13 protein-coding genes are annotated in these 15,440 nt (G+C 59.1%); all 13 read right to left on the reverse strand.

Annotated features, from left to right (window positions below):
- Positions 1-1,102, reverse strand: a 1,102-nt coding sequence (locus tag GFC01_RS08650; RefSeq protein ID WP_152946298.1) for a UDP-N-acetylmuramoyl-tripeptide--D-alanyl-D-alanine ligase, incomplete at its 3' end; no start/stop codon positions are given.
- A complete protein-coding gene (locus tag GFC01_RS08655; RefSeq protein ID WP_152946300.1) occupies positions 1,080-2,576 on the reverse strand; it encodes a UDP-N-acetylmuramoyl-L-alanyl-D-glutamate--2,6-diaminopimelate ligase in 1,497 nt (498 codons plus the stop codon). The genes GFC01_RS08655 and GFC01_RS08650, both read right to left, overlap by 23 nt.
- A gap of 204 nt (positions 2,577-2,780) precedes the next feature.
- The gene (locus tag GFC01_RS08660; RefSeq protein WP_152946302.1) at positions 2,781-4,961 is read right to left on the reverse strand and encodes a penicillin-binding transpeptidase domain-containing protein; all 2,181 of its coding nucleotides are present in this window, start codon (positions 4,959-4,961) and stop codon (positions 2,781-2,783) included.
- Between the two features lie 42 nt (positions 4,962-5,003).
- Positions 5,004-5,495 (reverse strand): septum formation initiator family protein, encoded by a 492-nt coding sequence (locus GFC01_RS19360; RefSeq protein ID WP_152946304.1) that lies wholly within the window; start codon positions 5,493-5,495, stop codon positions 5,004-5,006.
- A 3-nt stretch (positions 5,496-5,498) separates the two neighbouring features.
- A complete protein-coding gene (gene rsmH, locus GFC01_RS08670; protein WP_152946312.1) occupies positions 5,499-6,479 on the reverse strand; it encodes a 16S rRNA (cytosine(1402)-N(4))-methyltransferase RsmH in 981 nt (326 codons plus the stop codon).
- A 331-nt stretch (positions 6,480-6,810) separates the two neighbouring features.
- Positions 6,811-7,248 (reverse strand): division/cell wall cluster transcriptional repressor MraZ, encoded by a 438-nt coding sequence (gene mraZ, locus GFC01_RS08675; protein ID WP_152946407.1) that lies wholly within the window; start codon positions 7,246-7,248, stop codon positions 6,811-6,813.
- Positions 7,249-7,587: 339 nt separating this feature from the next.
- Entirely contained in the window at positions 7,588-8,394 is an 807-nt protein-coding gene (locus GFC01_RS08680; protein ID WP_341473852.1) for a histidinol-phosphatase HisJ family protein, read from the reverse strand.
- A gap of 119 nt (positions 8,395-8,513) precedes the next feature.
- Entirely contained in the window at positions 8,514-9,581 is a 1,068-nt protein-coding gene (locus GFC01_RS08685) for a uroporphyrinogen decarboxylase/cobalamine-independent methonine synthase family protein (protein ID WP_152946314.1), read from the reverse strand.
- A 262-nt stretch (positions 9,582-9,843) separates the two neighbouring features.
- The gene (locus GFC01_RS08690; RefSeq protein ID WP_152946316.1) at positions 9,844-10,740 is read right to left on the reverse strand and encodes a patatin-like phospholipase family protein; all 897 of its coding nucleotides are present in this window, start codon (positions 10,738-10,740) and stop codon (positions 9,844-9,846) included.
- Positions 10,741-10,898: 158 nt separating this feature from the next.
- Entirely contained in the window at positions 10,899-11,123 is a 225-nt protein-coding gene (locus tag GFC01_RS08695; RefSeq protein WP_152946318.1) for a hypothetical protein, read from the reverse strand.
- A gap of 84 nt (positions 11,124-11,207) precedes the next feature.
- Positions 11,208-14,021, reverse strand: coding sequence for a 1,4-alpha-glucan branching protein domain-containing protein (locus GFC01_RS08700; RefSeq protein WP_152946320.1), 2,814 nt, complete (start codon positions 14,019-14,021; stop codon positions 11,208-11,210).
- Between the two features lie 75 nt (positions 14,022-14,096).
- Entirely contained in the window at positions 14,097-14,576 is a 480-nt protein-coding gene (locus GFC01_RS08705) for a DUF4912 domain-containing protein (RefSeq protein WP_152946322.1), read from the reverse strand.
- Between the two features lie 390 nt (positions 14,577-14,966).
- Positions 14,967-15,413, reverse strand: a complete 447-nt coding sequence (locus GFC01_RS08710) for a Fur family transcriptional regulator (RefSeq protein ID WP_152946324.1) — start codon at positions 15,411-15,413, stop codon at positions 14,967-14,969.
- Positions 15,414-15,440: the final 27 nt, after the last annotated feature.

A 15,440-nucleotide genomic window follows, 5' to 3' on the forward strand; every position in this document is an offset into this window, starting at 1 on the left:
GTTCCAGCATATCCCCCAGAACGGCAATGCGCCGCCTGGCGCCCATTTCGGCCAGGACCTGGAGAGCGGCGCCGGTGGAGGCGGGGTTGGCGTTATAGGCGTCGTTGATAATGGTTATGCCATCCTTTTCAACCCTTTCCAGCCTCATGGGGCTTAAAGAAGCAGCGGCCAGCCCCCGGGCCGCATCCTCCGGGGATACCCCCAGCGCCCAGGCCACCCCCACCGCCGCCAGGGCATTGAGCACATTATGTCTTCCGGGCAGGGGCAGGTAAATCTCCCCTTCGCTGCCGTCGGGCAGCCGTACCTTAAAGCGGTTCCCCCATCCCCCGGGGTGGATGTCCAGCGCCCGAACATGGGCCCGCTCATCAAAGCCGAAGAAATAAACCCGCCCCCGGCAGCGGGCCGCCTCCCGCTCCATAAAGGGGCTTTCCCGGTGCAGCAGGGCAAATCCCTCCGGGGGTATGGCTTCCAAAAGCTCGCCCTTGGCCCGGGCGATCGACTCCACCGAACCCAGGCGTTCCACGTGCGCCACGCCGATGTTGGTAATTATCCCCGCCGTGGGCCGGGCCAGGTCACACAGGAAGGCGATCTCCCCCGGACCGCGCATGGCCATTTCCACCACCGCGGCCTGGTGCCCGTCATCCATTTCCAGGAGGGTGAGGGGCAACCCGATTTCATTGTTCTGGTTGCCCGTGGTCTTCAGCACCTGCATGCGGCTGGAAAGGGCGGCGGCCACCAGGTCCTTGGTGCTGGTCTTTCCGGAGCTACCGGTCACCCCAATCACCGGCACCCGGTGAGCCCGGCGGTTGTACCGGGCCAGTTCCTGCAGGGCCACCAGGGTGTTGGCCACCTGGATCACCGGTATGGCCGGGTCTATTCCCGTCACCAGCCGGTCCACCACCACCCCGCCCGCCCCGGCGGCCACCGCCGCCGGTATAAAATCATGGCCGTCATGCCTCTCCCCCCGCAGGGCAAAGAAAAGCTGCCCGGAAACCAGGCGCCGGCTATCAATGGATACGGCCCCCACCCGGACTTCCGGGTCGCCCTGGCAGAGCCGGCCCTTGAGTATGCCGGCTATTTCAGCCACGGTCATGTTTTTCATGGTGAACCTTCCTTCGGCTCAAAACTTCTTCAATGGCCCGGGCCGCTTCCTTCCGGTCGTCAAAGGGATATCTGGCGGTTCCGATAATCTGGTAATCCTCATGCCCCTTGCCGGCAATGACCACCGTATCCCCGGCTGCGGCCCCGGCCACGGCACGGCGAATGGCCTCCCTCCGGTCGGGAATCACCACATAGTCGGCGCGCACCCGGCGCACCCCTTCTTCCACATCGGCAATGATCCTTAAAGGATCCTCCGTGCGGGGGTTGTCGGAGGTTACCACGGCCAGATCGCTCAACCGGGCCGCAATTTCCCCCATCAACGGCCGCTTGGTCCGGTCCCGGTCGCCGCCGCAGCCGAAAACGGTAATCAGGCGGCCGGCGGTAAACTGGCGGGCCGTTTTCAGTATGTTGTCCAGGCCGTCGGGGGTATGGGCATAATCCACCACCACGGTGAAGTCCTGCCCCCGGTCCACCAGTTCACAACGCCCCGGCACACCGGTCACCGTCTCCAGCGCCTGTACCGCCAGGGACAGGGGAACCCCCCGGGCGGCCGCCGTGGTCAGGGCGGCCAGGGAGTTGTAGACATTGAAATAACCGGTTAGTTTCAGATTTACCCGGGCTTCTCCCCAGGGGCCGTTCAGAGCAAAGGACACCCCCCGGGAAGTTACGTTGATTTCCCGGGCTCTGACCTGCACCCCTTCTCCCAGACCGTATGTATAACAGGGCACCCGGGTAACAGCCATGACCTGCCCGGACCGGGGATCGTCCCCGTTAATCACGGCTACGGCCCCTTCTTCCAGGCCCTGGAATAGCAGGGCCTTGGCCCGCAGGTAATCATCCATATCCCGGTGAAAATCCAGGTGATCCCGGGTAATGTTGGTGAACACCCCGGCGGTAAACCGGCAGCCGGCCACCCGTTTTAAGGCCAGGGCGTGGGAACTGACCTCCATGGCCGCCACCCCCACCCCTTCCGCCACCATGCGGGCCAGCAACTGCTGCAGATCCAGGGATTCGGGGGTGGTGTGTTCCACGGGCAGCCTCCGCCCGCCAATCCAGCTGGCAATGGTGCCGATAAGACCGGTCTTTTCCCCGGCGGCCCGGTAAATGGCCGCCAGCAGGTGGGTGGTGGTGGTTTTGCCATTGGTGCCGGTAACGCCCATGAGCTGCAATTTTCGGGAGGGCTCCCCGTAAAAACGGGCGGACAGCAGGGCTAAAGCCAGGCGGCTGTCGGTCACCCGCATAAAGGCCAGGCCCTCCGGCAGAACCATGTCCTTCTGGATGACCACCGCCACCGCCCCCCGGGCCAGGGCCTGCTCCACAAAAAGGTGCCCGTCGGTTTTAAAACCCGGTACGGCTACAAAGACAAACCCCGGTTCCACCCGTCGCGAATCGTAGGCGATGCCCTTCACCGGTATATTCAGGTTTCCTCCGGTGGCCAGGTGGGCCTGCCCTTTGATCAGCTCACTGAACAGCAAGTGAAATCCCCCTCGTTTCGGATGTCGGTCGTCGGAGGTCGGAAGTCAGAATACGTTGCAATCGTATAATTTTATGTTTATTCCCAGGTTATACTACCACCCCGACCGGATCATTGCAATAAGGTTGCAAATTTTGCCAGCAGTCATCCTCGTTATGGTATTATTACCATTTACATACTTATCAAACGGTATAACAGCCCCTGGTTACGGTCTCTCCACAAACCCTTCCGGGGGTCTGCCGGTAATGGTGGTGGTGCCGGCGTCCGCCGCCGGTTTGAACTCCACCCGGACCACCGTTCCCCGGGGAACCCGCTGTCCCGGACCGGGCTGCTGGGATGCGGCCTGGCCAACCCCTACGGCATCCAGCCCCAGATCCATATCACCCAGCAAGGCGGCTGCCTCGGGTATGGTTAAACCGGTCAGGTCGGGCACCGTCACCATATCCTCCCGCCCCCTCCCTTCCGGTGGGCGGGTATCCAGCACTACGGTGGAGCCGCTTAAAATATCCACCCCGGCCACGGGGGTCTGCCCCTGCACCACTGCACCTTCCCCCAGCACCACAAAAGACAATCCCGCCTCCCGGAGGATTTGCTGGGCTTTATCCAGCGGGAAGTTGACCACCGCGGGCACCCGGACCTTTTCCCGGGGCTGATCATAGTATACGAAGGGATCCTTCGGTTTTTCGAGACCGGGTGTCTCGGGAACCTGCAGGTAGTGCAGGGTGTCGCCCACCACTTCCCGGAAAACCGGGGCCGCCACCTGGCTGCCGTAATAAACCCCTCCCCGGGGTTCGGCCACCATTACCAGGGCGGCCACCCGGGGATTGTCGGCCGGGGCAAAACCCACAAAGGAGGCCACATACCGCCCGCTCACATAACCGCCCCCCTCCCCCACCACCTGGGCCGTACCGGTTTTACCGGCCACCCGGTAGCCGTCGATAAAGGCGTTTCGACCGGTACCCTTCATTACCACGGCCTGCAACAGACCGGCCACCTGCCGGGCCTTATCCGGAGATAGCACCTGCCGCACCGGTTCGGGATCGAATTTCTTTACCACCCGGCCCGATGGGTCGCGTATTTCCTTCACCAGACGGGGGCGCATGAAGGTGCCGCCGTTGGCCACCGCACAGGCCGCCGTGATCAGCTGGATGGGCGTAACGGCAATGGACTGGCCGATGGCCATGGTGGCCAGGTTCAAATTGGTGGCCTTCTTCTCGCCGATCATAATGCCCGAGGCCTCGCCCGGCAGGTCAATACCCGTGGGTTCACCGAAACCAAAGGAGCGCACGTATTTATAAAACCTTTCCTTGCCCAGGCGCAGGCCCACATCCACAAAACCGGGGTTGCAGGAATTCATCACCACCTGCTCAAAGGTCTGGCTGCCGTGTCCCCCGTCGGCCCAGCAGCGGATATAGCGGTCGGCCACCTTTATATACCCGGGATCGAAAAACTGATCCTCCGGTTTTACCGCCCCTTCGCTGATGGCCGCGGCGGTGGTGATGATTTTGAATGTGGAACCGGGCTCGTAGTTGTACCAGATGGCCGGATTGCGGTCCCACACCTGCCGGGGGGCGGTCATCCAATCGGTGGAATTGAAACCGGGGCGGTTGCCCATGGCCAGGATCTCTCCCGAGCGGGGATCCATGACGATGATGACCGCCAGTTTAGGCTGGTATTTGGCCACCACCCGGTCCAGTTCCCGTTCCACAAATTGCTGGATGGTTTCATCCAGGGTCAGCACCAGGCTGTTTCCCGGTTTGGGGGCGATATACCTGTGCAGCGCCCCGGGCACCTCCCGGCCGCTGGCATCCTGCTCAATGACAATCCGCCCGGGGGTTCCCTGCAACTCCCGGTCGAAGGTTTTTTCAATACCTGTAAGTCCCTGGTTATCCACGCCGGTAAAGCCCAGGACGTGGGGGGCCAGGGACGGAAATATATAGTGCCTGACGCTTTCTTCCACAAAAGAAATGCCCGGCAGCTGGAGTTTCTTGATCTTCTCCACCCTGGCCGGATCCAGTTTGCGGGCAATCCATTCATAACAGGATTTACGGGTGAGAATTTGTTCGAGGCGATCCACATTCATGTCCAGAAGAGGGGCCAGCTGTTCGGCCGCCTGCCGGGGATTTTTCACCAGATAGGGAATGGCATAAAGGGATTCGGCGCTGATGCTGGTCACCAGCTCTTTGCCGTTGCGGTCGTAGATATTTCCCCGCCTGGCCTCCACCGGAATGTCACGCATACGCAACTCCATGGCCCTGTTCTGCAGCCGGTCCGCCCGGGCAAACTGAATCCAAGCCAGCCGTACCGTCAGAACCAGCAGGGACAGGGCGGCCAGAAAAAAAAGAATGGTCAGCCGGCGGCGGATGAGGATGTTGGTGGTGCGCATGGGCTCCTCCTCCCACTGCACCCACCCGCACGACAAACCCCCTTAACCGTGGTGGCTCTGACCCCGGTGATTGACCAGGTCCACCAGAGCCTGCAGCATCCAGTGGCGTTCCACCGGAGCGGGATGTTCGGCCGTTGGGGCCTGCGGAGCCGGCGCCTCACTGCCGGGAACGGTTTCCGCCCGCACCAGCACCACCTGCCGGTCGTCGGGTTTCACCATATTCAGCCGGGTAGTGGCTACGGCTTCCACCCGCTCCAGGGATGAAAGCCTGGACACTTCCTCGGCAAGCCCCCGGGACTCCACTTCCAGCTCGGCCACCTGTTTCTGCATCCGGACAATTTGAAAGCCGGTGGCCAGCATCTGGACATAAAACAGTAAAATCATGATCCCCAGACCGAAAAGGAGAACAATGGAAGCGGTCAGGGCCACGCGACTGCTTCTGCTCAGCGTCCCCGGCAAAGGGCGCCGCCGCACACGGCTTACGGTTTGTCTGGGTGGGTTCTGGTATTGGGGTTTTTCCCTGGCTACAATCACAGCTTATTCACCCCCCGTACCATTTAGAACAGGTCCCAGTTTTTCCACCACCCGCAGCCGGGCGCTCCGGGAGCGGGGATTGTCATTTACTTCCTGCGCGGAGGGTTCAATTCCTCCGGGAGCAACATCCCTTACCAGGGGCCGGCGGCCGCATACACACCGGGGAAAATCCGGCGGGCAGCTACAGGGATTGGCCAGCCCGCGGAACAGTTTTTTCACCAGGCGGTCCTCCAGCGAGTGAAAAGTAATGACGCATAAACGGCCGCCGGGCCGGAGCAGTTCCACCGCCTTCTCTAAGGCCGCGGGCAGGACCTCCAGCTCCCGGTTCACCGCCATGCGCAGGGCCTGGAAGGTGCGCCGGGCCGGATGTGGACCGGTACGCCGGCTGCGGGCCGGAATAGCCGCCTTGATGATCTCCACCAGCCGGGATGTGGTCTCAATGGGTTCCTTCTCCCTGGCTTTTACGATAAAAGAAGCAATGCGGCCGGCCCAGCGTTCTTCGCCAAAGTGGGCGATGATGCCGGCCAGTTCATCTTTGGAAAGATTGTTTACCAGATCCCGTGCTGTTACCGGCCCCGCCGGATCCATGCGCATGTCCAGAGGGCCGTCGGCAAAATAGCTGAACCCCCGCTCCGGCCGGTCCAGCTGGGGGGAACTGACCCCCAGATCAAAAAGCACGCCGTCCACAGCGGCAATGCCCAGATCCTCCAGAACATGGGAAAGGCGAACGAAATTTTCCCGCACCAGCGTCACCCGGTGGGCAAAAGGGGCCAGCCGGCGGGCAGCCGCTTCCAGGGCACGGGGATCCTGATCCAGCCCCACCAGGCGGCCATCGGGAGAACTGCGCCGCAGGATTTCCAGGCTGTGCCCGCCGCCCCCCACGGTGCAGTCCACATAGACGCCGCCCCTTTTCGGGTTAAGGCTGGCGAGCACTTCCTCCAGCAGCACCGGCCTGTGCGCATAGGAGACTTCCTCCGGATTCATTAACCCTGACCTCCACCCTGCCACAAATAGCCACCCGGTGTATGCAACTCCCCTGTCGCTTCGTAAGACAGGCGCACCGTTAAGGGCCCCTCCCACCAGGGGGAAAGAAATCGATTAAACAGGCCCGGTTGGGAACTTAAAAAGAAAATTCCCACCCGCATCCGGCAGCCAGCCACTTTTCCCCGGGGGCCAAACCTTTTGTGAGAGGAGTACACGTTGATATAAAAATGAGTTGAACGGGAAAATACCCCCCGCTGGTTTTGCCAGCGGTTGCTGGTTCGCCCCTGGTCCACAGGGGGCGGGTCGTTCCCCGCCCCCTGGCGCTTTTCGCTTAAATGCCCGGATCAAAATCCACGATCTTTTCGGCCACTTCTTCCACTGATGCTGCCGCCTGGTTGTTGTATGACTGCCAGCGCCCGGCGGACCAGATTTCCACCCGGGAAGATACGCCAATGACCACCACATCCTTTTCCAGACCGGCGTACTCCCGCAGGTTGCCTGGAATAAGTATTCTACCCTGTTTATCCACTTCGCATTCGCAGGCGCCGGCAAAGAAAAAACGCACAAAGGCCCGGGCATCAGCTTTGGTAAAGGGCAGGGAACGCATTTTTTTCTCCAGTGCCGCCCACTCCTGAGGGGGATAAGCGAACAGGCACCCGTCCAGACCCTTGGTTAAGATAAATTTTTCACCCAGGCCTTCGCGGAAGCGGGCTGGTATGATCAATCGACCCTTGGCATCGATGGTATGCTGGTACTCACCCATGAACATGACGGTCAACCCACCGCCTTCCCCGATGCCACCACTTTCCTCCACTTTACACCACTTTATATTCGCCGGAGAAGGATAATCTCCTGCTGCCCCCACGGAAAAAAACAAAAAAAATAGCCAGCATCTGGCTGGTCAATTTGCACTTAAATCTGCGCTCTAAATATCGGTGCTGGCTGCTCCGTGACGCAGGGATTGTATACCCGGCCTCCTTCTCCAACACGCTTTGCCATTCGTTCGGTACCTGGCTTAAACTGCCGGAAAAATCCCCGGCATAATAAACCCTTTCAGGATTAGCAAGCCGGCGGGGAAAAAACACCCCCATAGACTGGCCGGGGCAAGTTATTTAATAGGAACAAACTGCCGGCTTCTTTTGGCAAACAGGGCCACCTGCCGGTAACCGGCCGCCGCCAGCCATTTTTTTGCCTCGGCCCAGCCAAAGGCCACATGATCCGGGTGGTGGGCATCGGACCCCGGGGTGGCCGGCACGCCGTAGTGATAACAGTGCTTCAAAAACTCCAGGGCCGGATAGATTTCCTGCGCCGGCTTCCGCAGGCCGGCGGTATTCACCTCCACGCAGACGCCGGCCCCGGCCAGCACCCTGGCCGTTTGATCATAAAGGTCTTCCAGTTCCATCCGGGGGCGGTAGCCGAATTTTTTAATCAAATCCGGGTGGGCCATAACGTCGAAAAGGCCCGACCGGGCCGCCTCCTGCATGGCCAGGAAATACTGACGGTAGATTTCGTCAATATCCCGGCGGGCGTATTCCTCCACCTGATCCGGGTGGTCAAAACCCCACCCGTCCAGGTAATGGACGGAGCCCAACACATAATCAAAGGGGTAGTCCGCCAGGATGGCTCTTAACCGGTCCTCGTAGCCGGGTATATAATCGGCCTCTATACCCAGGAAAATGGTCAGGTCCGGATTTTCCCGCCGCAACGCCAGCACATTTTCCACATAAACGGGTAGATCATCTTCGCCCATGGCCAGTTCCGGATCCCGGCGGGAGGAGGGCAGCCAGTACATGGGGATATGGTCCGCAAAGCCCAGGTGCGTCACCCCCCGCCGGCGAGCGGCTTCTACATAGGCGGCCATCTCACCGTGGGCGTGACCACACCGGGCGGTGTGGATATGCAGATCGGGCAACACCTTGAACAGTCCTCTCCCTCAAAATAGTCGTTGATGTATCGGTTTCTTTATTTATGACAAAAGGGTCACCCCCAAAGGGGTCTGACCCTTTTGCCGGTCCAGGGCGCACGGAGGAAGATTTAACCCAGCCCCTGCACCCTTTCCGACATTCGCCGGGTCAGGCGGTAGATGTGCTCCGCCAGTGCCGGTTCCAGCAATCCGGTGCCGCAGGCCGGGGTAAGCAGGCACTGGCGGTATAGCAGATCCTCCGGAACGCCCCGGTCCACCAGCCCGGCCAGCAGTTCCCGCCAGCGGGCCAGGAGGGTATCTTCATTTTCCGCAAAGGCCTTTTCAGAGGTGGGCACCATACCCCAGGCAATCACGCCCCCCCGCTCCAAAAAGACCCTTAACTCCCGGGAATAGATCCACAGGGAAGAACCAAAATTATAAGCATCCAGATTGATGATGTCCAGGGAGGTTTCACAAAGAATGGACCAGTCGATGGCGTCGCAGGAATGCACCCCGGCCAGTGCGCCCTCCCGGTGGATGAACTGGAAGATGGTTTCCAGGTCCTCTTTGATCATCTCCCGGGTCACGGTAATATATGTGGACTGGCCGTAAACACTCACCGCCGGTTCATCCACAAAGATGATGGCCGGTCGCCCCAGATCTCCCAGGGTACGGGCCTGCCAGGCGGCGTGGGCGGCCAGGGTTTTCACCACCAGATCCCGCAGTTGCTCCTCGTAGTAGGCTATGCGTCCCTGCCTGTTTTTCAACTGAAAGGCCACCGTCAGCGGGCCGGCCAGATGTCCTTTCACATACCTGGCCCGGCCTAAATCCCGGCCCATTGCTTCCATGAAAGCATAAAAGCCGGCAGCCGCCTCCCGGGGCAGGGCGAAGGACTGCAGCGCTGCGGCATCCCCCTCTTCCACGGCCAGGTAATCACTGTAGAACCTGGTCAAACCCCCGGGCCATTGCGGATCCCGGTCGTCAAAAACCGCCCGGCCCTCCTTCACCACCAGCAAACCGGCCCTGATCAGCGGCTGCAGGAACTGAAAGACAAACCCCTCGGCACCGCCCCGGCGGGGAAGCTGGGGCCAGTGGGGTATGCCGGGCATGTTCTCTAAAATCAGGGGCAGGGCCTGTCCCGGATCGGTATAGGGCAGACTGCCGATACCCGTGGCCAGCCCCCCGGGGAAAAAGGTCATAAACATCCCTCCCGAAAACATGACCACAAACATAAACATTATAACCCGGAATATAACCGGCGTAAATACTTCCAAACATAAAAGAAATGGGGGAATTATCTGAAAGAGGGAAAGAGGCCCGGCCATGCCGGGTGAATGGCACAAATCCAGGTATGCCAGTTCTGATCAGCGCCAGATGCCGCTGATCAGCCACGGTGCGGCCTGTACCAGTATGTCACCTGTCGCCTGGCCCGGGCCGGGGGGTAAAGGGGAAAACTATTTTTTACAACAGCCGCTTAATTTCGGGCAGGGCCTGGCGGGCGGCCTCCTCGCCCCGGGTGATGCAATAGGCGACCCGGGAAAAGTCCCAGGGGGTGACACCGGTTAACACCGGGCGGATGACCACATGGGCATATTCGGCCAGCTTCAGCCGGGTTACCTCGGTACTGATTATATCCAGGGACTGGGAAAGCAGCTGCACCATGTTTTCCACCGGTTTATACTCTTCCCCTTCATACCCCAGATCCACCGCCACCACCACATCGGCCCCCAGCAGGTGCAGCACTTCCACGGGCACGTTTTCCCTTAAACCCCCGTCTACCAGCAGACGCCCGCCGATATACCTGGGCTCGAACAGGCCGGGCACGGCACAGCTGGCCCGCACCGCCGGGGCCACGGGCAATCCGGCAATGAAATAGATGTCCCCGGACGGCGGACGATGCTGTACAACCTCGCTGACAAAGACAATCCGGTGTCCCCTGTGGATATCCACCGCCGTAATGGCCAGCTGCCGGGCCAGCTGGCGGAAGGTTTTACGCCCCAGCAGGCGGGAAATCCAGCTTTCCAGCTTGTAGCCGGACATCAGTCCCAGGGGTGAAGGAAAGGGAAAGGGCAGATGGAAGGCATCGGCCAGCACCTTTACGGCCATGGCTCCCAGGTTGAAAAACATGGGGCCGAAATCGTAAATATCATGGGGCCTCAAGGACAGGGCCAGTTGCTCCATCTCCCGGATGCCCCAGCCACCGCAATAAAGGGCGGCCACAATGCTGCCCGCACTGGTGCCGGCCACCATCTGGGGCTGGATACCCTCGGCCGCCAGCACCTTCAAAACACCGATATGGGCCACACCCCGCAGGAAACCGCCACCCAAAGCCAGGCCCAGCCTGACCCCGCTCCCCATGGCCAAACCCTCCCCACGGGTCTTTCATTCTGGTTTTATGGTATGGCGGAAAGGGGCGGAGGGTGACACCCCCACTTCCCACATCTCATATTTAAAGTAGCCTGTCCCCTTTTTCCGTGAAAGAACCGGTTCTTTATACCAGAACCGGTTCTTTTAACCTAGATCAGCAGGAAGATCAATACCAGCGCGACAACCACAACCACCACCAGAACCGCTACACCGGCAATCACCCAGGGATTGGACCAGCTTATACCGGGCGATATCAAATGCAGCAGTTCCCTTAGCTTAAACTTTTCCAGGTTTAATTTCCCCAGGTCCAATTTGTCCGGATTTAATCTGTCCAGATTCAGCAGCTTATCCAGATTAAGTTTTTCCAGATTCACCTTACCGGGCACCCCCCTGTCTTTTTGCCATCATAATATTAGTTGAACCGCAAAATGGTGCCGGCAGGGAACACCGGATTATAGCTATACCACGCCCGCCCGGGCGGCAAAGACCCTTTCCACGGCCTGGCAATACACCTCCCGGGTTTCGGCCGCTATATATTTCCAATCATAGAGGGTTAATACCTTCCGCCAGGCCTGCCGGCACATCTCGGCAGCCAGATCGGGATACCGGAGCAACTGGATGATATAATGGGCCAGCATATCCGCCCGGCCCGGCGGAACCTTATAACCGTCCACCCCGTGTTCCACTATCTCCTGCAGCCCGCCGGTGTCGGCCACCACCACCGGTACCCGGGCGGCCATGGCTTCCAGAGCCACAATGCCGAAGGGCTCGTAAAGACTGGGAAATACCGCCACCCGGGCCTTTTCCAAAAGGCGGTTGCGCCCCACATCGTCCACAAAGCCCACAAATTCCACGGAGGAAGAGATCTCCAGCTCGGCTGCCCGGCTTTTCAAATATTCTTCATAGGGGCCCCGCCCGGCCACCAGCAACCGGGCGTCCTTTACTTCTCCCAGGACGGTGGGCATGGCCTCCAGGAGCACCTGCACCCCCTTTTCGGGTACCAGCCGGCCCAGGAAGACAATATTGGGCTCCCGGCCATATAAATTTTCACAACCGGCTTCCGTATCCCTTCCGGTGGTCAGGTTGGCCGGGTCCACCCCGTTGGCTATTATTTTCACCTTATCCCCGTTCAGACCGAATAGCCGGGTCACTTCTTCAGCCATATAGTTGCTGCAACAGATGACCACATCCGCTTCCCTGGTCAAACGGGTTTCCATCAGATGGATATGACGCTGTAAATCCGTATAAATCCCCCGGTTCCGGCCGTGTTCCGTGGCGTGAATGGTAACCACCAGGGGTAACCCGTACTGCTCCCGCAGGCGCTCCCCGGCCGTGCCCACCATCCAGTCATGGGCGTGAACCAGATCGGGCCGCCCCATGGCGGCGATCACCCGGTGGGCCAGTTCTTCCATGCCCCTGTTCAATTGCCTTACCCAGGTGAGGAAATCCCGGGCGGTCAACTGCTCCGGCCGGAGACGGTGGACGTGAACGCCATGGGACAGGACATAGGACTCCTCCCCCTCCGCCGGGCAACTGATTACGTGCACCTCGTTGCCCAGGGCGACCAGTGCCCGGGAAAGATCACAAACATGGCGGGAAAGTCCCCCCACCGTAACCGGCGGGTATTCCCAGGACAGCATCATGACCTTCGTCCTGCGTTCCTGCGCGGCACAGTTCCCTTTCTGAAAACGGTGGTGGCTGTAAATACGGTAGTCCAGATCGGGGAAAATATTATCCCTTCTCTCCATCTCCCGAAGCAGGGGCTCGTCTATGGAGTTCCTCTCCAGCTGTTCCACCAGCAGGTTGAAACGGCCGACATGGTCTTTAATTCGTTTTTCGGCATAGGTCACCGCCGTTTGCGCCTTGATGATAAAGGCCCAGTCACTGCTCTGGGCCAGGAGCAATTCCCTGGCCGCCTGCCTTAAGGCCCGTTGCTGCAGGCCGCCGGCCGCGGGATGCAAATCGGCCAGTTCGGACATTACAGTCTCAGCCCGGTGCAGGTGAGGGTAAATCCAGTCATTTTGCGCATTAAGCCAGACCAGGTTATACCCCCCCTCCCCCCAGCTGCTCATGGGCAGGTCCACCGCCTGCAGATCGGGGTACAGGGAAAGATATTTTCCGGGGGTGATCATTTGAATGGTATCCTGATCGCAACATATTTTCCGGCATAAAAAGTCAATCCATTGGGGCCCTTCGTACCACCAGTGACCGAACAGCTCCGCATCATAGGGGGCCACCACCAGGGGCGGGCGGTCCATCTGCCGGCCGTGGTAAAGCACCTGCTGCTGCCGGTTGAACATGAAGTCCGCCGCGTGGGCGGCAGCCCGTTCCCGGGACACCTCGGGCCGGTAAGGCTCTTTATGGGCGCCGGGGCCCGTAATGCGGTAATACTTAAAGCCCGTATCCACCCGGATGTTCCCCCCGGGCAGATAGGGAGCCAGATAATCCAGATCCAGGTCATAACCGATATCCCGGTAAAATTCCCGGTAATAATAATCGCCGGGGTAACCGGTCAACCGGTCCCACACCTGCCGGGAGCTCTCCGGATCCCGGCCGAAAACGGCCACGCCGTTGGCACAGCCCACCGGTGCGAAAACACCGTAGCGGGGGGCCGGATCGGCGTGGAGCAGTCCATGGGTATCCAGGAAGAAATAGCGCACGCCGAATTCCTTGAGAAGATCCTCCACCCCGGCCGTGTAACCGCATTCGGGCAACCAGAAACCGGTCGGCGGTAAACCAAAGTACCGGGTGAAAAGATCCACTGCCACGCCCACCTGTGCTCTCCGGGACTCCCGGGTAAGCATCAGGGGCAAATAACCGTGGGTGGCACAGGTGGTGATTAACTCCACCCGGTCCAGGGCCTGCAGCGCCCGGAAAGCCGGGATCAGGTTGCAGTGGTATTTTTCGGCGAAAACCCGCCGCGCCTGCTGCAATCGTCCCAGGTACATCAGAGCCAGGGGATGCAGGTCCGTATCCCCGGCCGTCCGCCGGCATTCCTTTTCGCCCAGCTCGATAAGCCCGTCCAGGTGCCTTAAATACCGCGCCTGGAGAAGGGGATCGGCCAGCATGGACAAAAGGGGTGGCGAGAGGGAAATGGTAATTTGAAAAGATATGCCGTCCTGAACCAGTGCTTCCATCACCTGGATCAGGGGAAGGTAACATTCGGTGAGAGCCTCGAAAAACCAGCGTTCCTCCAGGTACTCCGGTTCCTCCGGGTGACGGACAAAGGGCAAGTGCGCATGTAAAACCAGAGCCAGATAACCCAGCGCCATAACTCACAATCCCTTCCGTTATCTTCAAAAGGGGTCTGACCCCAGGTAAAAAGTTCTTGATCAATGGTTGGCCAGTTATTTAAGATACAGGTCAAGGGAACTGTATGTCTTACCCCTGTCGTCCGCACCCATGGCGGGAACCGGTGGAGGCCCGGCCTGTGGCAGAGCCTGCACGGTCACCTCCCATGAGCCGGCCCCGGGCCTGACCCGCGGGGTGCTGACCCTGTTGGAGCGAAGCAGGGGATAAAACTGACCGTCGGGGCCATAGCATCCCAGTTCGGACACATAAGCGCGGTCGGGTATTACCTGTTGAAAATACCAGTTATTGGTGAAAGGGGGTAAGGATACCTCCCGCCAGGGTGCGGCGGGAAAGACGCCGTTCCCCTCCACTTCATATACCCGCAGGCAGAGCTCATGCTGCCCGCCCAGGGCCTGCCATTGCCCCGGTGATAATTCCCAGTAGGCAAACAGCACCGTCGGCTCCTGCACCATGAGAACCAGCCTGTTTTGATGGTAGTTCAGGGGCAGTTCCATCCCCGGGGTTACGTTACTCATCAAAATAGTCTCTCCCTCGAAAATAGATTTTCATGCTTTATGGAGGGAACTAATGTTCCCATGGACAACTCCTTTATCAATCAGGTCATTCCAATTGGGCTGGAACGGCCATTTATGTTATCATATTCACAAATTGATCGACACTTATTACTAGTTATAACAATTATCGCTTCTTTTCGACAAGCCATCCCCCCTTCCCGTTTTTTACCCCTACACACCAGCTACTCGACCCTATAATTTTATGCGCTCTTAAACTATATATTACTCCTCCAGGCAATGGCATGGCAACCATGACAAACTAAAATTAACATAATCTTTACACACTTTTTTCCCCAAAATGTGACATTATTCACAAGTAAAAATAATAAAAAGGCCGGGCAATGGAAATCGTTAACTTTTGTTCCGGCAATCCCGGCAATAACCGAAAAATTTCAGTTCGTGATCGGTAATGGTAAAATCATAGATGCGGGTAACCCGGGACTCCAGTTCCTCCAGAAGGTCCTCGTTCACTTCTATGATTTTGCCGCAACGGGCGCAAATCAGGTGGTGGTGGTGATGGCCCGCACCCTTTTCCGAACCAAACTCATAACGCTTGCGCCCGTCGCCAAAGTCAATGCTATGGATGATATCGAAATCCAGAAACAGCTCCAGGGTACGGTAAACGGTGGCCAGCCCCACATCGGGCGCCCTTTGCTTGACCAGGTTATAAATCTCCTCGGCACTCAGGTGCTTCTCCCTGTTTTCCAGGATCACGCGCAAAATGTGTTCCCGGCGCGGTGTGAGCTTATATTCCCCGGCTCGCAGCTTTTGTTCCACATCGTAAATCACCTTGTTCATTCCGACCACCCCGCCATGGACCCTTTG

It is taken from the genome of Desulfofundulus thermobenzoicus (assembly GCF_009428905.1).
Lineage (GTDB): Bacteria > Bacillota > Desulfotomaculia > Desulfotomaculales > Desulfovirgulaceae > Desulfofundulus_A > Desulfofundulus_A thermobenzoicus.